The 22,886-nt window shown below is 53.4% G+C and carries 19 protein-coding genes, 2 tRNA genes and 1 pseudogene; 6 read left to right on the forward strand and 16 right to left on the reverse strand.

The window, feature by feature from the left end; translation table 11 throughout:
- Positions 1-351: 351 nt before the first annotated feature.
- Entirely contained in the window at positions 352-651 is a 300-nt protein-coding gene (locus FYJ35_RS12135; RefSeq protein ID WP_154526908.1) for a GIY-YIG nuclease family protein, read from the forward strand.
- 18 nt (positions 652-669) lie between these two features.
- Here the strand turns inward: FYJ35_RS12135 and FYJ35_RS12140 are convergent, their stop codons facing one another.
- Positions 670-1,779: a phosphorylase family protein gene (locus FYJ35_RS12140; RefSeq protein ID WP_154526909.1), complete on the reverse strand. Its 1,110-nt coding sequence runs from the start codon at positions 1,777-1,779 to the stop codon at positions 670-672.
- Between the two features lie 419 nt (positions 1,780-2,198).
- Here FYJ35_RS12140 and trxA point away from each other — a divergent pair, with 419 nt between their 5' ends.
- Both trxA and trxB read left to right on the forward strand, forming a co-directional pair.
- The gene (gene trxA / locus FYJ35_RS12145; RefSeq protein WP_154526911.1) at positions 2,199-2,525 is read left to right on the forward strand and encodes a thioredoxin; all 327 of its coding nucleotides are present in this window, start codon (positions 2,199-2,201) and stop codon (positions 2,523-2,525) included.
- A gap of 15 nt (positions 2,526-2,540) precedes the next feature.
- Positions 2,541-3,473, forward strand: a complete 933-nt coding sequence (gene trxB / locus FYJ35_RS12150) for a thioredoxin-disulfide reductase (protein WP_154526913.1) — start codon at positions 2,541-2,543, stop codon at positions 3,471-3,473.
- A gap of 203 nt (positions 3,474-3,676) precedes the next feature.
- On the opposite strand, the gene FYJ35_RS15265 is transcribed toward trxB, so the two are convergent.
- From FYJ35_RS15265 to FYJ35_RS12165, 3 genes are all read right to left on the reverse strand, one after another.
- On the reverse strand, positions 3,677-3,970 hold the full coding sequence (locus FYJ35_RS15265; protein WP_321049782.1) for a DUF4160 domain-containing protein: 294 nt from the start codon (positions 3,968-3,970) through the stop codon (positions 3,677-3,679).
- Positions 3,939-4,226 (reverse strand): hypothetical protein, encoded by a 288-nt coding sequence (locus tag FYJ35_RS12160; protein ID WP_154526917.1) that lies wholly within the window; start codon positions 4,224-4,226, stop codon positions 3,939-3,941. Before FYJ35_RS12160 ends, FYJ35_RS15265 begins: the two co-directional genes overlap by 32 nt.
- Positions 4,227-4,522: 296 nt before the next feature.
- Positions 4,523-4,593 (reverse strand) — tRNA-Trp (locus FYJ35_RS12165).
- Between the two features lie 258 nt (positions 4,594-4,851).
- Here FYJ35_RS12165 and FYJ35_RS12170 point away from each other — a divergent pair.
- A pseudogene (locus FYJ35_RS12170) lies at positions 4,852-5,375 on the forward strand (glutathione peroxidase).
- Between the two features lie 132 nt (positions 5,376-5,507).
- On the opposite strand, the gene FYJ35_RS12175 reads toward FYJ35_RS12170, so the two are convergent.
- The 3 genes from FYJ35_RS12175 to FYJ35_RS12185 form a co-directional block, all read right to left on the reverse strand.
- Positions 5,508-5,580 (reverse strand) — tRNA-Val (locus FYJ35_RS12175).
- Between the two features lie 76 nt (positions 5,581-5,656).
- Positions 5,657-6,694: a LacI family DNA-binding transcriptional regulator gene (locus tag FYJ35_RS12180; RefSeq protein ID WP_154526919.1), complete on the reverse strand. Its 1,038-nt coding sequence runs from the start codon at positions 6,692-6,694 to the stop codon at positions 5,657-5,659.
- A gap of 232 nt (positions 6,695-6,926) precedes the next feature.
- The gene (locus tag FYJ35_RS12185) at positions 6,927-9,422 is read right to left on the reverse strand and encodes an endonuclease MutS2 (RefSeq protein ID WP_235906567.1); all 2,496 of its coding nucleotides are present in this window, start codon (positions 9,420-9,422) and stop codon (positions 6,927-6,929) included.
- Between the two features lie 236 nt (positions 9,423-9,658).
- On the opposite strand from FYJ35_RS12185, the gene FYJ35_RS12190 reads away from it, so the two are divergent.
- On the forward strand, positions 9,659-10,612 hold the full coding sequence (locus FYJ35_RS12190) for a 3'-5' exoribonuclease YhaM family protein (protein ID WP_154526921.1): 954 nt from the start codon (positions 9,659-9,661) through the stop codon (positions 10,610-10,612).
- A gap of 193 nt (positions 10,613-10,805) precedes the next feature.
- On the opposite strand, the gene FYJ35_RS12195 is transcribed toward FYJ35_RS12190, so the two are convergent.
- From FYJ35_RS12195 to FYJ35_RS12205, 3 genes are all read right to left on the reverse strand, one after another.
- Positions 10,806-12,035, reverse strand: a complete 1,230-nt coding sequence (locus FYJ35_RS12195; RefSeq protein ID WP_205839830.1) for a phosphatidylserine decarboxylase — start codon at positions 12,033-12,035, stop codon at positions 10,806-10,808.
- A 333-nt stretch (positions 12,036-12,368) separates the two neighbouring features.
- Positions 12,369-13,784, reverse strand: coding sequence for a M18 family aminopeptidase (locus FYJ35_RS12200; RefSeq protein WP_154526925.1), 1,416 nt, complete (start codon positions 13,782-13,784; stop codon positions 12,369-12,371).
- Between the two features lie 149 nt (positions 13,785-13,933).
- On the reverse strand, positions 13,934-14,074 hold the full coding sequence (locus FYJ35_RS12205) for a hypothetical protein (RefSeq protein ID WP_154526927.1): 141 nt from the start codon (positions 14,072-14,074) through the stop codon (positions 13,934-13,936).
- 231 nt (positions 14,075-14,305) lie between these two features.
- Between FYJ35_RS12205 and FYJ35_RS12210 the strand changes: the two genes are divergently transcribed.
- Complete coding sequence (locus tag FYJ35_RS12210) at positions 14,306-16,057, forward strand: ammonium transporter (RefSeq protein WP_154526928.1); 1,752 nt, start codon at positions 14,306-14,308, stop codon at positions 16,055-16,057.
- A gap of 87 nt (positions 16,058-16,144) precedes the next feature.
- Here the strand turns inward: FYJ35_RS12210 and FYJ35_RS12215 are convergent, their stop codons facing one another.
- The 6 genes from FYJ35_RS12215 to FYJ35_RS12240 all read right to left on the reverse strand — a co-directional run bounded on the left by FYJ35_RS12215 (position 16,145) and on the right by FYJ35_RS12240 (position 22,646).
- Positions 16,145-16,780 carry a dihydroxyacetone kinase subunit L gene (locus FYJ35_RS12215; RefSeq protein ID WP_154526930.1) on the reverse strand — a complete coding sequence of 212 codons (636 nt, stop codon included), beginning with the start codon at positions 16,778-16,780 and terminating at the stop codon, positions 16,145-16,147.
- Between the two features lie 138 nt (positions 16,781-16,918).
- The gene (locus FYJ35_RS12220) at positions 16,919-17,914 is read right to left on the reverse strand and encodes a dihydroxyacetone kinase subunit DhaK (protein WP_154526932.1); all 996 of its coding nucleotides are present in this window, start codon (positions 17,912-17,914) and stop codon (positions 16,919-16,921) included.
- 80 nt (positions 17,915-17,994) lie between these two features.
- Complete coding sequence (locus FYJ35_RS12225; RefSeq protein ID WP_154526934.1) at positions 17,995-18,963, reverse strand: ABC transporter permease; 969 nt, start codon at positions 18,961-18,963, stop codon at positions 17,995-17,997.
- A 13-nt stretch (positions 18,964-18,976) separates the two neighbouring features.
- Complete coding sequence (locus tag FYJ35_RS12230) at positions 18,977-19,984, reverse strand: ABC transporter permease (RefSeq protein ID WP_154526936.1); 1,008 nt, start codon at positions 19,982-19,984, stop codon at positions 18,977-18,979.
- Positions 19,985-20,005: 21 nt separating this feature from the next.
- Positions 20,006-21,478 carry a sugar ABC transporter ATP-binding protein gene (locus FYJ35_RS12235; RefSeq protein WP_154527052.1) on the reverse strand — a complete coding sequence of 491 codons (1,473 nt, stop codon included), beginning with the start codon at positions 21,476-21,478 and terminating at the stop codon, positions 20,006-20,008.
- A gap of 112 nt (positions 21,479-21,590) precedes the next feature.
- A complete protein-coding gene (locus FYJ35_RS12240) occupies positions 21,591-22,646 on the reverse strand; it encodes a substrate-binding domain-containing protein (protein ID WP_154526938.1) in 1,056 nt (351 codons plus the stop codon).
- Positions 22,647-22,886: the final 240 nt, after the last annotated feature.

Here is a 22,886-nt window from a genome sequence, read left to right on the forward strand (position 1 = left end):
TCTTCTGCCAGTAGCCGTTCAATGATCTTTACTTTTTCTATCGGATCAATTTTGCTTTTCCTAGACATAGAAATACCCCCAAGTAGGTTTTATATTTCATTGTCCTACTTGGGGGTAGCATATCATTTCCAAATGGAAAGCAGGGGCGGCTTTTTGTCTGTAATCCGCTATCTTTCACTCGCTGACAGCTACACTGACAGCATTCACACACGAGCGTAAAACGAAAAAAATGATGACGAGCATCGCTTTTCCGTAGCTCCGTTTCGCACCTTATGCTAGTATTGGATCCGGAATTGCATGCATGTCTGAATGCATGCGTGAATTACTCATGTAATGAAAGGTGATGCCATCATGGCTTATACCTATATGCTCCGGTGCTTCGGTGGTTCTCTGTACACCGGATGGACGAATGATCTCGTGAAGCGGCTTGCAGCACACAGTTCTGGAAAAGGCGCTCGGTATACCCGAAGCCACCGTCCGGTTTCCCTAGCCTACTTCGAGTGCAGTGCCACAAAGGAGGATGCCATGCGCCGTGAATATCAGATCAAGCAGCTTACCCGGAAGGAAAAGGAAGCGTTGATCGCCGCTCTCCCAGACGACATTCTTCAGCAGATCGAAGCAATCAACACCCAATTACCTTCTCAAGATTAACAAATTAACAATCAAAATTTATTTGACTTCTCCGCCGAGAATCGCATCGACAGCAGCTTTTGTGACCTTGTATCCGTTCTCCATGGAGGTCGGGAAGATATCGAACGTCTCCGCAGAGTCTCCGGTAGGCGCCTTTTCATCACCCCAAAGGGTTCCAGGTGTATTTCCGCTCATGAAGGCATCCGTGTTGACGGAATCACGGATAATCAGGAAACGGTCGAGGAGTCCATAGCGGTCAGCCACATCTGCCAGCGCCACATCCTCCATCTCGGTCGTTGCGTACGGATCCGGGCAATCATAGGTCTTCGCAATCAGGATCGCATTGGCATGATCGTACTTTCCCTTCCAATAGTTATCTCCGGTGACTGTCGTGCCTTTCAGGACCTTCGGATCTCTGACCGCCCAGTCTGCGTCATCAAACTCATCCTTCATGAACTTCCGGGTCTGGTCAGTTGTCTCCAGCTTGACGTCCTTGGTCACTTCATAGACCTGATCTGTGAGGGCTGTGTTCAAATGCTTGAATGCAGAGCCATCGTAGCTTGCGTCATGGTACCAGGTCGTCTCGCTGTCAGAATTCGTCATCTCACGAATATCCGCCTTATGCCCGAGATCATAGTCAACTGCGGAAGTAATGATAAATACATCGCCCATCGTTCCGTACTCGATTGCGGAGCCTGCGCAACCAACGCTGATGATATAGGTATCAGAGAAGTCAAAGCGTGAATCATTCAGAATAGAAGTCAGACTGGTCGCGGCATTCACCTTACCCATCCCAGTGACATAAAGCGCCACGCCGTCTTTGACATAGAGCTTGGAGCCGCTGAGGCTTCCGGCAATATCATAAGCCTCTCCGCCTTCGCAGTATTCCTTGTAAAGAAGTTCACCCTCTCCTACCTTTCCGTCATCCAGGGTTCCGATCTCAAACTTTGGAAGCAGAAGAACCTTGATCTTTTCCTGCCCTGCGACAGCCTGGGCCGTAAACGGATTCTCCGTTTCCTCAGCATTTGCATTTGCCTCTGTCCCTGCTGCCTCCGTCGTCAGTTCTGTGCTCTCGGCCATCACGGACATCTGCGTCAGGCCAAGTGTCATCCCCAGCACCATCATAGCAGCCAGAAGTCTCTTTTTCATTCAGCTCTCCTCCCATTCCTTGTTGTCATTATGAACCTGTCATCGAGCTACAAATTACATGGTTCACATCATAATGTTTTGCAGAATCGGAGTCAATGCCAAAATAATTTTCTTGTCAAAAAACTTTATTTCTGTTGTATTCTGGAATGTGCCGTATTTTTTGCGTATTTTATGTTTTGAAAGCTCTGACCTGAACACGTCAATCCTTCCAGCATGACGACATTACGGCATTTTTTCTTTGTATATGTAACAACATCACAGAACTCCTCCTGCCCGGATGCTATAATAACCTCACAAAGCAGAAAACAACCCAGTCAACCGTCCCTCCCGGAACGGTCAGACCATCAGGCTCCGCCTGCAGGCGCCGCGTCCAGCGGCTCCCAGTGGCGGGTTCCATCAATATGAAGGAGGATTCACAGATGTCTGTTATCAATATCACTCAGAATACCTATCAGCAGGAAGTACTGAACAACGAGAAGCCCGTTCTTCTGGACTTCTGGGCGCCCTGGTGCGGATACTGCCGCAGAATCGCCCCTGCGTTCGACAAAATCGCAGAAGAGTATGCTGACACACTTGTCGCTGCAAAAGTGAATATCGACGATGAGCCAGGTCTTGCAGAGGCAGAGAAGGTCGAGGTTATCCCGACGCTCATTCTCTACAAGGGAGGTAAGGCAGTTGACTCTATCGTGGCTCCGGATTCAAAAGCTGCGATCGACCGGTTCCTCAAGGAAGCGCTTTCCAAATAACAGGAGGTCTGGAACATGAGTGAGAAGCATCTATATGATATGGTGGTGGTCGGCGGGGGCCCCGCCGGTTATACGACTGCCCTGTATGCGGCCAGAGCCGGCCTGGATGTCGTCGTACTCGAGAAGCTCTCTGCCGGCGGCCAGATGGCACTGACAACCCAGATTGATAACTATCCCGGCTTTGACGAAGGCGTTGATGGCTTTGAACTTGCCGAGAAGATGCAAAGACAGGCGGAACGATTCGGAAGCAAAAGCGAGTTTGCGGATGTGACCGGAATGGATCTGACTAGAAATCCATATGTGATTCAGACTGAGGATGGGGAATTCCATGCCCGGACGGTTGTCATCGCAACCGGCGCGGATCCCAGAGAACTTGGACTTCCAGGAGAAAAAGCGCTCGTTGGAAAAGGACTCGCTTACTGTGCGTCATGTGATGGCATGTTCTATAAAGACAAGGATGTTGCGGTTGTCGGCGGGGGCAATACGGCCGCTGCCGACGCACTTCTCCTGAGCCGTATTGCCAGAACAGTCACACTGATCCACCGCAGAGATACGCTCCGCGCCACAAAGGTCTACCATGAGCCGCTGATGAAGGCGGAAAATGTGAACTTTGTCTGGAACAGCACGGTCACAGAGCTTCTGCACAATGAAAAACTGACCGGTCTCCGTCTGAAAAATGTCCAGACCGGTGCGCTTAGTACGCTCTCGTGTGACGGCGTCTTTGTCAGCATTGGCCGGAAGCCCTCGACATCCTTTGTGAAGGGACAGCTTGCGCTCGATCCGGGCGGCTACATCATCGCCGGAGAGAATACCCAGACCAGCGTCCCCGGTGTCTTTGCCGTCGGAGATGTCCGGACCAAGTCTGTCCGTCAGATCGTGACGGCAGTAGCGGACGGGGCTGTGGCTGTTCACATGGCAGAAGAATATCTGGCTTCCCTGAAGCCTTGAGAATAAAGCATCCACATCACCGTACGAACCTGGAGCTGACATCGCTGTGAGTCCTGCCAGGCAGCTGCAGATAATTCCATCATACACTTACCCCGGCCAGAATAGAAAGGACAGATGCGGGAGGCGAGGAGCAGACAGCGAAAAACACTCCGCGGTACATCGGCCGGGGCAAGCGGCAGCTTGCGACAGAGCATCCTTCTCGATCAGCAGTAAAACTGAATTTGTTCAAAATATTGAATCCACTTTTGAAATACAATCTGATGCTGTGACTCTATGATGCGCATGATATTCCTTAGAGTCTTAGCCGGAATATCTGAATTGTTGTTTGCCAGAAGACACTTGCCTGTTCGGGTAAGCCATATCTTCGTTGCATTTGGCTGCGGGCTGCCCTCTGCCACGTGAACGTGTACCGGTTCAAGCGGATCATTTTCATTGGACCAAAAATACACCCAATACGATCCGATTTTAAAAACCTGAGGCATTCTGAAATCCCCCATCTTTGGCAAATTCGATAATCAGATTAGCTGAATTTTCAATTATTCTCTGGTATCTGGCAATATCCTCCTGCGTAAATCCAAAGACGTCTTCCCACCTATATTCAGGCAAGAAACAGGTCGCGTGATGAAATCCATCTTTGGCATCCGCTTTTTCAACATATACCTTTACTTTGCCTTGTTCTAATATCTGCGAGTGAACAATCTCGGTTCCATCATCCAAAGTTAAAAATGGATACATCACTGTTACCACCTCCATATATTCTCCAGAATGATTGTTCTGCCTGAATTATACAAATGAATTTATATAAACTCAAGAAAGCAACTGCTCTTACGAGCTGATATGGTTCAGATGGTTCAGAATAAGATTGTATTCACGCTTGTCGCTGTAATCATACAGCTTCCTTGTAGTATCTAATCCGTGTGGCTCTTCTGCCCAGATTTAAAGCTGTCATTCACGTTACCGCCCAGCAATGACCGGGGTGATGACTTTTTACAACAAAAACAAAAAGCTGAAAACCTTGAAAAATACAAGGCTTTCAGCTTCACTAAAAGCAGGGGATGAGAGAATCGAACTCCCGCCAAAGGTTTTGGAGACCCCTATCATACCATTTGACCAATCCCCTATCACGCCAACAAGCCTCACGGCTTTACGGCGACTTTTTATTTATAACATAGCAAGCTCTCAGATGTCAAGTATCGAGTTTTGACTGGACTTGTCCAAAAAACCTTCAAAATTTTTTGTTCTTTCATGATTCCCTCTTCCCAATCTGAATGATCTATGCTATATTGATTTTACGCAATATAATTTATATCAACTATAAGACAACTGATTTCACAGACTTTTTAATGGCTTTTCTGCAATGCAGAGAAAGGGGAACGTTATGAGCATCTATGATTACACCGTTACAGACCGCAGTGGTAACGAGGTTTCGCTGAAGCAGTTCGAAGGAAAGGTTCTCATCATTGTCAACACAGCAACCGGCTGCGGATTTACGCCGCACTACAAGCCACTGGAGGAAATGTACGAAAAGTACCATGATCAGGGTCTGGAGATTCTGGACATCCCCTGCAATCAGTTTGCAGACCAGACGCCCGGCTCAGATGATGAAGTGCACTCCATACACAATTTGATCAGATGCACAAGTCCGATGTCAATGGTCCGAATGCGCTTCCGCTCTACACCTACCTCAAGAGCTGCCAGCCGTTCCAGGGCTTCGGCAAGGGTCCGAAGGCACTGATGATGAGCACAATGCTCAAGAAGATCGACAAAGATTACAAGAACAATCCGGATATCAAATGGAACTTCACAAAATTCATCGTAGATCGCACGGGAAAAGTCACAGCACGCTTTGAACCGACCCAGAGCATGGAGGATGTCGAAAAATATGTCACTTCGCTTCTTTGAAAACAGCTGCTGCGTCCGGCATCACAAACCTCTGCCCGGCCAAGGAAAGACAATGCCCCTGTTTCAAAATATGCCGGGGATATAAATAAAAAAGGAAATAAAAAAGAGACCGCCGCAACGGTCTCTTTTTCGTGGAGACGGTAGGACTCGAACCTATGACCTACTACACGTCAAGCAGTTGCTCTCCCAGCTGAGCTACGTCTCCTTATGACTTCCTCGCCCTTTCGGCAAATCAGTACCTTCTTACTATGCCACAGACGGGGAATAATTGCAAGCTTTTTTTACACAAAAGATACAGCTTTCCCGATTTTTTTGACGCTGCTTCCGAAGGAAAGCGTTCCACTGACCTCGAATGTTCCTGGCGTGTAGAGTGTGCCCTCGATTTTTCGGACAAGCGTGGTGACAGCCTTCTCCGCGATTTCCTCCAGGTTCACTCTGCAGCTTGTCAGCTGCAGGCCGGAAAGATGATCCGGTAAAAAGTCTTCAAACCCGGCCAGAGAAACATCCTTCGGAACCGTCAGTCCATCCTGCTGAAGACGTGCCGCAAAGCAGCTGGCAGATGTATCGGTGCTGCAGAGATATGCCGTCGGCATGTCTTCTCTGTCGATATTGAAATATCGCTCCGGGTTGAAATCCCCGGTCTTCGGATCGCGGTCGTCGAGAACATAAGCCGGATTCACCTGCACGCCGTGTGCCATCAGTGACTTGATGTATCCTAAAAACCGGTCATCAACCGCATCTGTCAGAGTCCGCGTTCCGATAAACCCAATCTTCCTGTGTCCCATCGAAAACAGATAGTTGGTCAGCTGATACGCCATCCGGAGGTTGTCCGTAACGATGCTGTCCTTGCCATCCCCGATTCCCGGCGCATCAAGAAACAGATACGGAACCTTTGTTGCATCTACCATGGCCTTTCCGTACTTCTCACGGAACGATCCGAGAAATATGACGCCTCGTACCTGTCCGCCCTGAATCAATCCGGGAACCCTGCTTCCATCCTGTTCTTTCTCACTGACGACCTCCAGAACCGGAAGGTTTCCTCTGTCTCTTGCCTTTCTGGAGAGTTCCTGGAAGTATGCCCAGTAATAGGACTGTCTTCCGCTGAAAAGATTCTCCGGCACAACCACACCGATCGTATAGCTCTTCTTCTGGCCGGGAGCCACCATTGTCTTCTGGTAACCCATGTCCGCCGCAAGCTTTCTGATCTCATCACGCTTTCGCTCGCTGACACCCTTCTGCCCTGAAAGAGCCTTCGATACGGTTACTGTGCTGACTCCTGTCCTCTTTGCAATATCTGAGAGACGAACTGCCTTTCCCATGATGCCTTCTTTCTGTCTCCTGAAAATTTCCCCATATTCCCGGAAAATTATAAACCGCTACATAGTGATACTATGAAATCGGCTGATCACTGTCAAGAATAATTATGTACTGTTTGTGTATTTTGTGTATATTCAGACCTCTCCGCTTTATATATCGCCTGTCCGGAGTATGCATCCTGTCGGACATTCATTATTGTTTTATGACATCACAGGCGTTCACACCACCCGATGCTCACTTCAGTTTCACAATCGTCACGCCTGTGTCTCCTTCTCCATACTCGCCGAGCCGGTAAGACTGCACATGCTTGTTTTTTCGCAGGAAGTTCTGCACACCGGCGCGCAGCGCCCCTGTGCCCTTGCCGTGGACGACCCGCACCTCATCCAGGTGAGCGATCGCGGCATCGTCGAGGTACTTATCCAGGACGGAGACCGCCTCGTCCACCGTCATGCCGAGAAGATTGATCTCCGGCGAGACGCTCACAGACTTTGAGATTCGTACCTTCCCTGTAGCTGTATGCTCATACGACGGTCCCTTGATCGATACCTCATCGAGCAGTTCGATATCCTTCACATTGACAACCGAGTGCAGAATGCCCATCTGCACATCGATATTTCCCGATTTGTCCGGGAGTGATCGCACGATGCCCTTCAGGTTCAGCGACAGGACCTTCACCGAGTCGCCCACCTGCAGCTTTCTCGCATCGACTGCCTTGTGCGGCGTCTTCTCCTTCTCCTTTTTGCGGGAAGACTCCATCTTGTCCATTTTCCCGCGAAGGGCCGTCCGCCTGCGCTCCATGTCCCGGGCGGATATGGCGTTGCCGCTCATCTTGTTGAACGCGCGGATGGTCTCATCCGCATACTGCTTCGTGTCCCGCAGCAGATCGGCAGCCTGCTGTCTCGCCTTCTCCAGAATCTTATCCTTCGATTCCGCAAGCTTCTTCTCCTGCTCCTCCAGCGAACGTCTCAGCCGTCGGATCTCCGCCTGGTCCTTCGTCATCGCGCTCTCCGCCTTCTCCATGGAGACCCGGCGGCTCTCAAGGTCGGAGATCACGCTCTCGAAGCTCTCCTGCTCATCGGCTATCCGGCCCTTCGCATCCTCAATGATCTCGTCCGGAAGTCCTAGGCGCTTTGATATGGCGAAGGCATTGCTCTTCCCGGGCACGCCGATCAGCAGCCGGTAGGTCGGTCGCAGTGTCGCCACATCGAACTCGCAGCAGGCATTCTCCACGCCATCTGTGGACAGTGCATAGATCTTGACCTCGCTGTAGTGCGTCGTCGCGACCGTCCGGATGCCCCGGCTGTGCAGGTGCGCCAGGATGGAAATGGCCAGCGCCGCCCCCTCCTCCGGGTCTGTCCCGGCGCCAAGCTCATCGAAGAGCACAAGACTTTTCTCGTCTGCCGCCTCCCAGAAAGAGACGATGTTCGTCATGTGGCTTGAGAACGTCGACAGGCTTTGCTCAATCGACTGCTCATCTCCGATATCCGCATAGATCTCGGTGAACATTGAGAGCCTGGAATGCTCCTTCGCCGGGATATGGAGCCCGGACAACCCCATGATTTCCAGAAGCCCGATGGTCTTCAGGCTGACCGTCTTTCCGCCGGTGTTCGGTCCCGAGATCACCAGCTGGTCAAAGTCTTCCCCCAGCCGGATGTCGACCGGAACGACCCGCCTGCGGTCAATCAGCGGATGGCGTGCCCGGCGAATGTCCACGATCCCCTGTTCATTAAAATCCGGCTGCGTGGCGTTCATTTTCTTGGCAAGGACAGCCCGCGCAAAGATGAAGTCCAGCTCCGACAAAATCTGAATATCGGAAATGAGAGCGTCGCTCTGCTCCGCCGCCTTTTCGCTGAGCTCCTGAAGGATCTTCTCGATCTCCTTCTTCTCCTCCGCCTCGAGTGTCCGGATATCGTTGTTCAGCTTCACGACCGCCATCGGCTCGACGAAAATCGTCTGGCCGGATGCGCTCTGGTCGTGGATCATGCCCGGAACCTGGGAGCGGTACTCCGACCGGACCGGGAGGCAGTATCGGCCGTCCCGCTGGGTGATGACCGCATCCTGCAGAAATGCGCGGGCGGGTCCGTTCACCATCTGCTGCAGCTGAGAATGGATCCGCTCCTCCGACAGGCTGATCTGACGGCGGATCCTGCGAAGATTCACGGACGCATCGTCTGCAATCTCGTCCTCTGACAAGATGCAGCGGCGGATCTCCCGCACAAGCGACGGCACCGGCTCCAGATCGCAGAACAGCTCCGTCAGTGAATCCTTCTCCGGCTGATCGGCCTCCTCCCCGGATTCTCTCCGGCCTGCTCCCGCTCCGGCTTCTTCTGCCGCCATCTGGCGGTTCTTAGTCCAGTGTGCCGCCCCGTCCTCGACAACCGCCGGCTCCGGCTTCTTCTCGGATGGCTTGTCCTCCCAGGACTTCACCCTGGCTGCGGTCTCCAGAAGCTTTGCGATGTCCAGCAACTCTGTGATACTCAGGCTCCCGCCAATCTGAAGTCTTGCAATGTCTGCACGCATGTCCTTCACACCGGAAAAGCTCACGCTACCCTTTTCATAGATTCTGCGCAGGGCGTCCGCCGTCTCGGTCTGCATCCGCTGCACCTCTTGGAGATCCTGTGAAGGCAGGAGCGCCTGGCACTTCTGTCTGCCCGGGAAAGAGCCCGCGCAGGCCACCAGCATCTCTCTAATCTTCGGATATTCCAGAATTCTCAACGCTTTTTCGTTCATCTTGCTCCTCGTTCCGCTGCCACCGGATGGCAGTACGGCAGCACAGCCTGTCTCCACTGCCCATGTCCTCTTCCGCCGGCTCTTTCAACTGTTTTACGTAAATGGATTTTATCACATTATGAAATGCGCGCCAAAGGTATGCTATAATGTGACTGTTGTTTTCATTGCAGCAGATTTCCAGCATAATCACTTGAATTGTGGCACAGAAGGAAGAATTTTAGAAAGAAGTTTTCAGGATGAAATACATTCAATCATTTCAGGAAGGCGACCATATCGGCGATGTCTATCTCTGCAAGCACAGGCAGTGCGCGACCTCTCGGAACGGGAAAAGCTACGAGAACGTCACGCTCCAGGACAAAACCGGAACCATCGACTGCAAGGTCTGGGATCCGGGAGCTGCCGGCATCGAGGATTTCAAGCCGCTCGACTATGTCTATATCACGGGGGAAGTGACCAGCTTCAACAACAGCCTGCAGCTGAACATCAAGCGTGCCCGCCCGGCATCTGCAAACGAATACAAGGCTTCGGATTATCTCCCTGTCAGTGAGAAGGATCCGGAACAGATGTATCAGAAGCTCATGGCTTCTCTCGATGGGGTGAAGAACCCCTGGCTGAAGCAGCTCATCGCCAAATACTTCGGGGATGAGAACTTCAAGGCTGCCTTCATGAAGCACTCTGCCGCCAAGTCTGTCCACCACGGCTTTGTCGGCGGACTCCTTGAGCACACCTTGTCAGTTGTCACCATGTGCGAATTTTTCTGCACGCAGTATCCGTACCTCAACCATGACCTGCTGATCACGGCAGCCGCATTTCACGATGTCGGCAAGCTGAAGGAAATCTCTTCCTTTCCGGAGAACGACTACACCGACGACGGTCAGCTTCTGGGGCATATCGTGATGGGCAGCGAGCTGGTCGGCTACGGCTGCCGGACAATCAAGGGCTTCCCGCACCGCCTTCAGAGCGAACTGCAGCACTGCATCCTCGCCCACCATGGAGAACTGGAATACGGGAGTCCGAAAAAGCCGGCACTTCCCGAGGCGCTGGCACTCAACCTCGCGGACAATGCGGACGCGCGCCTTGAGACCATGAAGGAGCTCATGAAGACCGATGAGTCCTCCACCGCGCCAGGCGGCTGGCTCGGCTTCAACCGGCTGTTTGATTCGAACGTCAGAGCTTCCGGCGAGTGGTAACAGGCCGGGCTTATCCGGCGGATGATTGACAAACGAAGTCCTGCGGTGGACATACGGATAATAAGAGAAAGGAGAGGGACCGCTGCCCCTCTCCTTTCTCTTTTCGTATTGATCTATATGTTAAATCCAATTGTCGGCCTTGCATCCGTTCAACGAAACGATTTGTTCCGACGGATTGCCTGCATATGCTTCTTCAGCCCTGTTCTCCGTGGAACACACCATACTGCGCACGGCAGAGTACCTTCGCATAGCCATTGGCGTAGGTATCGTCGCTCGGTGCCGGCGGGCAGGTCAGCTCGAAGCCTGCCTTCTTCTCGAACAGCATCGCGCAGTCCGAGCCGCCGAACAGGAAGTATCCGAGCTCGTCGCCCTTCTTGATCTTCGCACCGGGAACGACTCCCTCTGCAAAATGAACACTCGACACCTGTCCCTGACCGACGGTGAAGACTGCAACGAGACCGTACTTGTCTGTCTCGATCAGCACACAGCCTCTGGTCTCGTATGCCTGCCAGCCCGCAAAGCAGGACTCCAGAACATACATCTGACGATCCGGCTCCCAGGTCGTGATGCCGCCGACCGCATTCGGATTCTTAATCACATAGGTAGCGATGACCGTCCCGGAAACCGGGCAGTGCGCCCTGTGATAATCGTCAAAATTGAAGAACGTGTGGGTCAGCATTCCGCCGTAGAAGTGCTTCGCATACGGCGCACCTGCCTCCCCGAGCAGCTTCTCCACACTGTAGAAAGTCGATGTCTTGATGACAACCCCATGCTCATCCGTCACATCCGGCGAGAAGAAACGTCCCTTTTCGTCGATCTCCCAGGTTCCCTGCGGAAGCGAGTCACCCGGAGCCGCGACAACCGAATCATCCTTCGCGCCTGCAAGCGGCCTGGACTCATCTGCGTTCTTCAGTCTCCTTGAGAAGAACTGGTTGAAGGTATGCCAGTTGGACGGATCCTCAAACCACCCCTGATCCAGATGCCAGCTCGGATCCTTGTAGAGCATCTCGTAATACTCCGGCTTCCAGGATTCCTCGGTATCGAGAAACTGCTTGAGCGCATTGTTATAGTGGCGAAGCCACACATAGATGGGTTCCAGAAACTGAACCGATGGTCTGAATTCCAGCTCTCCCTCCAGCTCCTTCAGCGGTCTGTCGAGCAGGAAATAGATATACAGGCAGCTCTGATCGACCTTCGTTACAAACCGTTCGTAGCGCTCTTCCGGCAGGAAGGTCCACGGCATCGCCGTCAGGGTAAAGTCGATATAGTCATAGAATTCGTCAAGGCTGCGGACCGGATTTGTCCCGTGATCCGGGTTTTCCTTCTCCGCCAGCGCAATCGACTTTTCGACAAGACGCTTCAGGCGTCCGTCTCTGTCCAGCAGTTCCATCAGTTCCAACGTCACTTCAGCATGGTTTTTCATAATTACAGATATCGACCTCTCTTCTGACCAGACTCGCAGGCGGACACAATCCGCTGCTGTTATATTCTGCAGGACTTCCTGCTGCTGCCTCGAATCCCCGGAAATGAGCCTCCCGTTTTTCCTCATGACAGCGAACCGATTTAATATACCACATATGTCAAGCCCCTGAAAGAGAGCGGACATAAAATCTTCTGTAACCCGGGATTTTTCAAAAATCTGCCTGAGAAACAGTCCAAACCGTCAAAGGGAGGATCTGAGAACTGCCATCAGGAGCGGGTGCTGGCGGGCTTCCACAGTCCGCACGATTACAAGGCTGGCCCGGAAACTGACAAATCAGATCAGGCTGAAACGCCCTCTTCTCTCCGCCTTCAGCGCACTGGAGAAGAACACCTTCATCACGCGGATCAGGGCACCCGTGTCATGGACACCTGCCGTCTCATACGGCGAGTGCATGGCCAGCTGCGGCAGACCGATGTCAACCGTATTAACGGAGACATGTGCATTCGAGATATTGCCAAGTGTGGATCCGCCCACCATGTCTGACCGGTTCGTGAAATCCTGGCAGGTTTCTCCTGCCGTCTCCGCGATCGCGCGGAACAGCGCCGCAGAATATGCGTCTGTCGTGTACTTCTGGTTGGCGCTGTACTTGATAACGATGCCATGGTTCATCCTCGGCCGGTTGACCGGGTCTGCCTTGCCTTCCGCGTTCGGGTGCACCGCATGAGCGTTGTCAGCAGAAACCATGAAGCTCGATGCCAGCTTTCTTCTCTGGTCCTCCTCTGTCAGGCCGAGCTCCTGCCCGATCCGTGCCAGCGTGTCTTGAAGGAATGTGGAATCTGCTCCCTGCTTCGTCCCGCTGCCGACCTCCTCATTGTCAAAGACTGCCAGCACAGGGATCGCGAAGCCTGATTCCTGAGAAGCATCTTCGGATACATCTTCGGATATCGTTGCAGCATCGGCTGCGTCCGGGGCGCCGCCAGCCTTCTCTCCCGACTCGACAAACCCCATCAGATCGCCATAGGTACACTGCAGATCGTCCAGGTGCCCCGACGAGACGAACTCTCTGTTTGCACCCCAGATCGTCCCCGGCACCCGGGCATAGAGAAACAGGTCATCCCCCGCAATCTGTTCCTTCGGAACCCCGGCTGCCTCCGCGATCAGCTCCGCAAATGCTCCTTCGGCTGTCTCATCTCCCAGCACCGGGAGCACATCTGTCTGAACATTGTAATGCATCCCGTCGTTGGCCTCGCGGTTCATATGGATGGCGACATTCGGGATCATGACCAGATCGCGGTCGATGTTCACAAGCTTCGTCCGGAAATGATTTCCTTCCTTAATTATTATGCGTCCTGCGACGGACAGCGGACGGTCAAACCACGGTGCGATCAGCATACCGCCGTACCGCTCCACATTCAGACGAACGTAAGCCCCGGCTGACTTCATTTCCGGATTTGCCTTGATCCGAAATGCCGGACTGTCGCTGTGCGAGGCTGCAATCATGTACCCGGTAAAATCCGCCACTTCCCTTCCGTCTTTCCGCTCGGGAATCCGGAACGCGATCAGGGACGAATCATTGCGGGTTACAAAGTATTTTCCGCCGGCCTCCAGGCCCCAGCTTTCCTCCTCAGGGCACTCCCTGTATCCGTGCTTCTCCAGAATCTGCCGGATACTGTCGACTGTGTGGAATGCTGTCGGGCACTGACCGATAAACGCCAGCAGCTTCCTGGTTATTTTTTCATCTGAGGTCATCTTTTCTCCTGCCTTTCTTCCTTTCTTCTTCGCCTCTGCGCGGTTGTTGTTTCTACTTCTTCAAGACACATGAGTCATCTTTCAGCGGGTATCTGTTTCATGCTCACGCGCTTTCCCCAGTATACACCCTTTCCGTCTCTCAGCATCCCTCACTGCTTTTCGCCCCTTTCAGATGTCCTGTATTTATCATTGCTTTTTGCTTTTTGCTTTTTGCTCTTTGCTTTTTTCTCTTTGCTTGTTTCTGACTCTTTGTTTTTGCTCTTTAATCTATGCTCTTTGCTTTTTGTCAAAGTACCGCCTGGTTTGTTTTGCTGTATTTACTGTTTTTCAGCCGGACATACGAAATTTTTGGTTGACACCTTCTTTGTTTCCCCATAAAATAAGCCCTATCAGACGAAGGCGTCCCGCACAAGCGGGGCGCCTGTTGTTTTTCTCCAGCAAAGGCGCTGTCGGTCTGCTCTCCAGCAGGCTGCGGCGCTTTTTTCATTGCAGGAGGAACAAGAACAAGGAGGAGGGAACTTATGGAATACAGTATGACTACCGTAATATGGGTGCTCGTCGGCGCAGCCCTGGTCTACTTCATGCAGGCGGGCTTTGCCCTCTGCGAGGCCGGCCTCACAAGAGCCAAGAACACCGGCAATATCCTGATGAAGAACATGATGGACTTCTGTATCGGGACACCCTGTTTCTGGCTCGTCGGCTTCGGTCTGATGTTCGGCGGAACCGGCGCCATCATCGGACACCTCGATCCGATGATCCTCGGAAGCTACACTGCCGAGAACAGCGTTGTGCCGCAGACCATGCCGCTCTGGGCATATGTGATCTTCCAGACCGTCTTCTGCGCAACCGCTGCGACCATCGTTTCCGGATCGATGGCTGAGCGCACAAACTTCAAGGCATACTGTGTATACTCTGCCGTCATCTCGCTGATTGTCTATCCGATCAGCGGCCACTGGATCTGGGGCGGTGGCTGGCTCTCGACGCTCGGCTTCCATGACTTTGCAGGTTCCACCTGCGTCCACATGGTCGGCGGCCTCATCGCCTGCCTCGGCGCATGGATGCTGGGCCCCCGCATCGGCAAATACGACAAGAACGGCAAGGCAAGGGCAATCCCCGGTCACAACATGACGGCGGCCGCGCTCGGTGTCTTCATCCTCTGGTTCTGCTGGTTCGGTTTCAACGGCGCCTCGACCGTTGCCATGGATTCCGATGCTGCCGCTGTCACTGCTTCTCTTGTATTCGTCAACACTAACCTGGCTGCCGCTGTCGCAACTGTGGTCGCGATGATCTTCACCTGGATCCGCTATGGCAAGCCTGACGTATCGATGACCTTCAATGCAGCGCTTGCAGGTCTTGTTGCCATCACAGCGCCCTGCGACTGTGTCTCTCCGCTCGGAGCCTTCTTCATCGGTCTCATCTCCGGCATTCTGGTCGTCCTGAGCGTCGAATTCTTCGATAACATCGCCAAGATCGACGATCCGGTCGGTGCTGTATCCGTACATATGGTCAATGGCATCTGGGGTACCATCGCTGTCGGCCTGTTCTCCACCGGCGACGACGGGGTCGGCAAGGGTCTCTTTTATGGCGGCGGCTTCCATCAGCTCGGTGTACAGCTCCTCGGCTTCATTTCCGTTGCCGTCTATGTGCTGATTGTCATGTTCATCGCCTTCAAGATCATCGACAAAACCATCGGGCTCCGTGTACCGGCACAGGTCGAGATTGACGGCCTTGATGTCCACGAGCATGGGCTGACAAGCGCTTACTCCGGCTTCGCCATCACAGATGTCACCGATATGGATGTCAACCCGAACGACAACACAGAGCTTGGCGAGGATGACTATGAAAAGGCAAGCGATGCACAGATCAATGCCGCTGTGAAGGTTACCCGCGAAGCACCGCTCGTCTCGTCCCTTGACACCGGTATCCACAAGGTCAGCATCATCTGCCGTCTGGCGAAGTTTGATGCCCTCAAGAAGGCCCTCAACGAGCTCGGCGTGACCGGCATGACCATGTACCAGGTTATGAGCAGCGGCATTGAGCGCGGCTCGTCCGAGCGCTATCGTGGTGCGGTCGTCGACTCGACCCTGATCCCGAAGGTCAAGGTAGAGGTCGTTGTCGGATCGATCCCGGTCGACAAAGTCATTGAAACCGCCAAGAAAGTCCTCTACACCGGCCGCATCGGCGATGGCAAGATCTTCGTCTACAACGTTGCGAAGGTCGTCAAGGTCCGCACCGGCGAGGAAGACCTCTCCGCTCTGAAAGATGTCGAATAAGTCCCAGTCGCAATGAGAAAGCTCCTGCAGCGTGTTGTTGCAGGGGCTTTCTCTGGGAAATGAAGATTGAAGAAACAGGTGTGCCTGTCAGCTGAAATATCTTGCAAGTCCTTCCATCAGGTACATGCCGGCAACGGCACCCTGGTCTTCCACACCTTTTGCGCGGGCTGCGAAGACGGCTGCCTTTCCATACTTCGGCGTCATCTCCTTGGTCGCCTCCACGCCCTCTTTGGCACCCTCGACTGCGGCATCCATGACAGCCTTCATGCCGCCGCCCTCCTCCAGTGCCTTCTTTCCTGCCTCAGCTGCCTTCGAGACAGAATCATAGATTGTCCGATCGCCAGGCTGGCACTTTCCTCTCTTCTGGATCCCTGCCGCGAAGCCTTCCAGAAATGCAGCCAGATCCTTTACGTCCATCTCCGGCTTATCCCCGACCGCTTTTCCGCCATACATAACGCCGGTGCTCATCAGGGTTCCCATTGTCGACGGGACAAGTCCCTGCATCTTCATGGCCGCCTTCATCAGCGTCTTCGCAACGCTGGACTCCTGCATCTGATCCTTGATCAGGCCTGGAAGGGCCCCGTAGCCCTTGCTCATGGTCAGGCCGAGATCCCCGTCGCCCATGGCTGCGTCCATCTCACAGAGATGATCCTTCTGTTCCTCAAAAATATCTGCCACTCCCTGAAAAAGCGCCGGGAGATCGCTCACGCGTACTGTGTCCATATTTCCAAGCTCCTTGTCTTCGCCCGTCTCCGCCGGTCTGCCTGCGCCTGCCGCCAGGCGTTTTTTCTGTCCGGCCTATTTGTCTGACAGGTCCATCCAGTCAACACCCGCTGGCTGGACAGCCCTGCGGTTTAATCGTTATACCTGCGTGTAGAACGGCGTATGAACCGGCATGTCAATCCACTGCTTCATCTCCTCGTCTGCAACCTTGCAGATCGAAATCGAGGCACCGGCCATCTCCATGGAGGTCGCATACTCGCCGACAAATGTACGGTAAACCTTGATGCCTTTCTCCTTCAGAATATCCTCCACATCCCCTGTCAGGATATAGAGCTCTTCCTGGGAGGTTGCCCCGAGGCCGTTGATCAGGACACAGACCTCCTCACCGGATGCAACCGACATATCGCCGAGGATTTCCTTCATGGACTCCTCCGCCAGCTCTCTGGAGGTCTTGACCGGTCCGTTCCAGACGCCCGGCTCGCCATGGATGCCCATACCGAACGCCATCTCATTGTCGCCGAGGGTGAAGTTGCTGTGGCCAAGCTCCGGGATGATGCAGGGCGTCAGGGCAAAGCCGACTGTGCGGGTGTTATCCTTGGCCTTCTGCGCTGCAGCCAGCACCTCGTCAAGCGTACCCATCTGAGCTGCCTTCGCGCCTGCGCACTTGTACATGAAGAAGATACCCGCGACACCACGGCGCGCATCCGGATTCTTGTTGGACAGCACGTCGTCTGCGCCGACGATGCTGCGGGTCTGAATGTCATCCATTTCCAGCATCTCAGAAGCCATATCGAAGTTCATGATATCCCCGGTATAGTTGCCGTACAGAAACAGGATGCCCGCTCCTGATTCGACTTCCTTCGATATGTTGTAGATCTGCTCCGCCGATGGAGACTGGAAGACCGATCCGACACCGCATCCATCCAGCATGTTCTCGCCGACATAGCCAAGGAACAGCGGAAGATGCCCTGTGCCGCCGCCGGTGATGATGGCAACCTTGCCCTCCTTCTTCTGCGCGGTGCAGTAGCAGCGAAGGTCATCCTCCACGTATTTGACCATATCAGGATGTGCCTGATAGATGCCATGCAACATGTCGTCTGTATAGTTTTCCGGTTTGTTGATAATCTTTTTCATGTCATTCTCCTTCCAGGCCACTTTCAAAGCCCGTCTTGCCGTCCTTCCTGTTTTTCCGCCTTCCGGCCAAAGCCGGAGACTTAGCTGTTCTTCTGCATTTCTCTCTTCTGCATAACCTTGTCCAGAATCAGAGCCGCCACCAGCAGGCATCCGTTCACCAGCGTCTTCAGCGTATCCGGAGCGTGCATGATCGTAAATGCATTTGCGATCAGCTGCAGCAGCACGATGGAGAAGGTCACGCCTGCGACCGTCCCGCCGCCGCCGTCCGGGTTGATCCCGCCCAGAACAACGATCAGTAGGCTCAGAAGCGTGTAAGTTGAGCCGTTCGACGACTTCGCCGAGTTCAGATGCGACGTGATGATGATGCCGGATATTCCCCCGAGAATACCGGACATCGTGTGCGCGAGAATCGTCGTCCGGAGCGTATTGATACCGGAATACCGTGCCGCCTGCTTGTTCGACCCGAGGAAATAAACCTCATGCCCGAAGACTGTGTGCTTCATGATGAACGCGACCACAATCAGCACACCGATGAATATGAACAGAACGTAAGGGATTGACCCGAAGGAACCGTTCGCAATGTTCTTGAAGCTGTCGGACATGCCGTTGATGGCCGGTCCTCCGGTGATAGCAAGTGCCAGACCTGAGTACACCTCAAGGCCGCACAGCGTCACGAGCATGGCTGGAATATCGAGCGAGCCGATGATCAGCCCGTTCAGCGCGCCGCAGCCTGCGCCAACGGCGACCGAAGCCAGGCAGGCCAGCGGAATCGGGACTCCCGCACTCTTGATCAGCAGTGCGCAGACCACGCCTCCCAGGTTCATGATCCCGACCAGCGACAGATCGATCCCTCCGGCGATCATGCAGACCATCATGCCGAATGACAACACGCCGTATTCCGGGAACTGGAAGATCATTGACCGGAAATTGTTGACGGAATAGTACACCGGTCCTTTCAGGACCGCCATCAGAATCAGCACAAATACCATCATCAGCATGAGGACTTTGATATGGTCATTCAGCTTTTTTGATGCTGTTTTTTTCTTCATCTCCAGACCCTCCTCACGCCTGACTCATTTTCATGGAGCGCTTTGTCTGCCATGAAGTGATGATCGTGCCAAGAAGCAGCACGATGCCAACTACGAACCGCTGCCAGCTGGTCGGGATACCCAGCATATTCAGGTTATTCTGAACCAGCGTGATCAGAATCACGCTCAGGACAACACCGCCGACTCCGCCGTGTCCGCCCGTGATGCGGACGCCGCCGATGACGCAGGCTGCAATCGTGATCATCTCGTCGCCCATCAGCGCGGAGGTCGTCGCCGAATGCATCAGGATGTTATAGATCATCGCTGCCACCCCGACGAACACGCCCGACCAGACGTAGGCTGCGAACTGAAGCTTTTTCACATTAAACCCTGCGACGCGGGCTGCCGTCTTGTTTCCGCCGATGACATAGAGCCCTCTCCCGAGCATCGTATACTTCAGCATCCACGCGATCAGAAGACAGACGATGATCGGCACCAGAACCAGGATATTCAGCACATACTGGAAACCAGTCTTCGGCGAGGTGTAGGTGATCAGATTCGTGTTGTAGATCGCCTGGAGGCTGGACGGAAGCACCGTGAACTCACGTGTTCCGAGGATCGTGACCACGCCGCCCGATGCGATGGAGCTGGTCGCCAGCGTTGCGATCAGCGGAGGCAGATTCAGGATCGCGACCAGAAAACCGTTCAGAAGCCCGAACGCCAGGCCGATCAGGATTGCCAGACCGAACGCAAACCACGCGTTGTCGATCGGCGCCACCCGGTTGATGATATACATCGGGACGTACATCGCGACACATCCGATTGCCGGAAATGAAACATCGATTCCTCCCGATATAATGACAATCATTTCACAGAGTGCGAAGCACATCGTGAAGATGGCCGCCCTCATCGTATTGAGAACCGTTGCAAAGTCCCAGAAAGCAGGCTGGCGGATCCCGACGATCAGGCTGAACACGGCAATGATATAGACCAGAATCATTTGGTTGCTGGTCAGCCAAGCATGTTTCTTTTTACTGTTCATAATCTCCTCCTGACCGGCACTTTACAGGCTGAGCTTGTCAATCTTGTTGTCGGTGACAAGCCGTACCTTTCCTTTGTTCATGATCACGATCTTGTTGCAGTTCTGAAGAAGCTCCGGAAGATCATCGGATATAATGATGATTCCGATTCCCTGCTTCGCAAGCCCTCTCAGAATCTCGTGGATCTCTGCCTTCGCGCCGACGTCGACACCGACGGTCGGCCCGTTGAGGATGAACAGCCTCGGATGTGTATTCAGCCACTTGGCGATGACAACCTTCTGCGCATTGCCGCCGGAAAGCGTCCGGACCGGCGGATCAATCGAAGGCGCCGCGATGGATAGATCCTTCAGCCATCTCTCTGAGGCTTCCCGCATCTCCTTCTCATTCAGACTCATGCCGTGGAAATAATCGCGGATGGAACTGGCGATCGTGTTGTCCTCGATCGAACGTTCCATGAAGAGTCCCTGTGTCAGTCTGTCTTCCGGGACATAACCGATCTTGTTCTTGATCGCATCCGCTACGGAGTGGATCTCAATCTTCTTTCCGTTCATGTAGATATCGCCCGATTCCGGCGGCGTGATGCCGAACAGCGCTTCGCCGATCTCGCCTCGCCCGGATCCAAGCAGACCGGTCAGACCCAGGATGTCTCCCTTGTTCATGCTGAAGCTGACGTCCTCAAAACGGCCCTTCAGCGTCAGATGGTCGACACGGAAAACCTCCTCGTCGGACAGCTCCGGATCATACTTGGTCTCGACCAGATCCCTGCCTGTCATATCCTTCATGAAACGGGCATCATTGTATTCGGATATTTTTCCGCTTGATATGTACTTTCCGTTTCTCAGAATCGTAAGGCTGTCCGCGATCTGGTAGATCTCATCCAGCTTATGATTGACGATCATGATCGCGATGCCCTTTTTCTTCAGCCCTCTGAGAACCTCCCAGAGCTTTCCGACCTCCTTCTCGGTCAGAGCTGTCGTCGGTTCGTCAAGAATCAGCAGCTTCGCGTCGTTGACAATCGCCCTGCAGATGGCAACCATCTGCTTGCCGGCAACCGGCAGCTGCTCCAGCGGCATATCCGGGTCCAGCTCCGCGCCGACCTGCGCCATGCCCCGCTCCGCGATCTGGTGAATCTCCTTCCAGTTCACAAATTTCTTCCGGTCCTTGACCTCCCCGTTCAGCGCGATGTTCTCCGCGACTGTCAGGTTCGGAAATACCGCAAAGTCCTGATAGATGACCTGGATACCGCGGTTGATGGCATCGATGGGCTTCATGTGCTCCACCTTCTCGCCATTGATCCAGATCTCACCCTCGTCCGGCTCATGAACCCCGGAGATCGCCTTGATCAGCGTGGACTTACCGCAGCCGTTCTCACCGGCCAGGCAGTGGATCTCGCCCTCCCTAATCTCCAGGTCAACGCCTCTGAGCGCATGGACGCCGCCGAAAGACTTCTTGATCCCCTTAAGTTTCAGAAATACCTTGTTCTCTTCATTTCCCATATTCTGACCAGGTCTTTCCTTTTTTACTGAAGAAACCCCATACGGTTTCTGAACCGTATGGGGTTTCAGACTCATTCATGCATTCGTGACTCCTGAAACCGCCTGCGGCTGATCAGAAGTTATAGTCTTTCATGTTGTCCTTCGTGACGTCGACACGAGCGTTTCCATAGTAGACACCGTCCTTATTGACGTTCTCGACGGTCTCATAACCGCTTGCTGCGAGATGCATTGTGCTGTCGTCAACCGTTCCGTCAAGCTCTGCGATGGCCATGCAGATCATCGCCTTGCCGGCCTCTGCCGGATCCCATACGGAGAAGGAAGCGATTGTCCCGTCCTCTACGTACTGCTGAGCGATCGATGTCATGGACGTTCCGACAATCGCAACCTTTCCTGCAAGTCCAAGTTCCTCAACTGCCTGTGCCGCGCCGACAACATCGGTGGAAGCGGAACCCTCAATTGCGGTGATGTCCGGATTTGCGGTCAGAAGCTCCTTCGTCTGGTTATAGGAAGAAGTCGTGTCATCACCTGTCTCATAGCGGCCGACACACTCCATATCCGGATATTCCTTCTCCTGAAGAGCCTTGGCTGCGTCGCACCACTCGTTATGGGATACAGAAGTGAGCGCACCGACAAACTGAATGTACTTTCCCTTGCCGCCTGTCAGCTCTCCGAGCTCTTTCATGAAGTTCTCGCCATAATCCGCATTCTGGAAAGCCTCGACATCGACATCCCGGACGCTTGCGTCCATGGAAGCTGCCTCATGTGTGATGACCTTGATGCCCTGATCCTTTGCCTTCTGAAGAACAGGAGCCAGTGCCTCTGAATCAAACGGGACCACGCAGATTGCATCCCAGTCCTCTGCGAGAAGTCCTTCGACATAGGAAGCCTGATCTGCACCCTCTGCAGAGCCGCCGTAGACGACATTGCTTCCGGTTTCCTTATTGTATTCGTCGACACCATCCTGCATTCTCTGGAACCATGCGATGTTGGTCATCTTCGGGACAACCGCGATCTTGTACTGCGTCCCCTTCGCTCCGATCAGATCACCCTCAGCCTCTGTTCCGGCCTCTGTGGAAGCTTCCGTCTCTCCCGCGAATGCCGGCGCCGCGAGCAGCGATGCTGCCATGGCAGCTGATGCCAGAACACTGACGACCTTATTGAACTTCATATCCGAATCCTCCTTTTGTTTAGTAAACGTTCTCGACGTTTTGCTTGTTGTTCATACAATACATCCACTCAAATAGATTGTCAATATGTTCAGACATGAAATTTATTGTTTAATTTTGTTTACTATGGTCAGCTATCTTTTTGATATTTCGTGAATATAACGGCCATGTTTCGAACACATTGAAGGAGTCACCCATTCTGAGCATAACAAAACCGGAACAGCGTTCCGTTTTTGTTTACT

The organism is Porcincola intestinalis (assembly GCF_009696445.1).
Taxonomy (GTDB): domain Bacteria; phylum Bacillota; class Clostridia; order Lachnospirales; family Lachnospiraceae; genus Porcincola; species Porcincola intestinalis.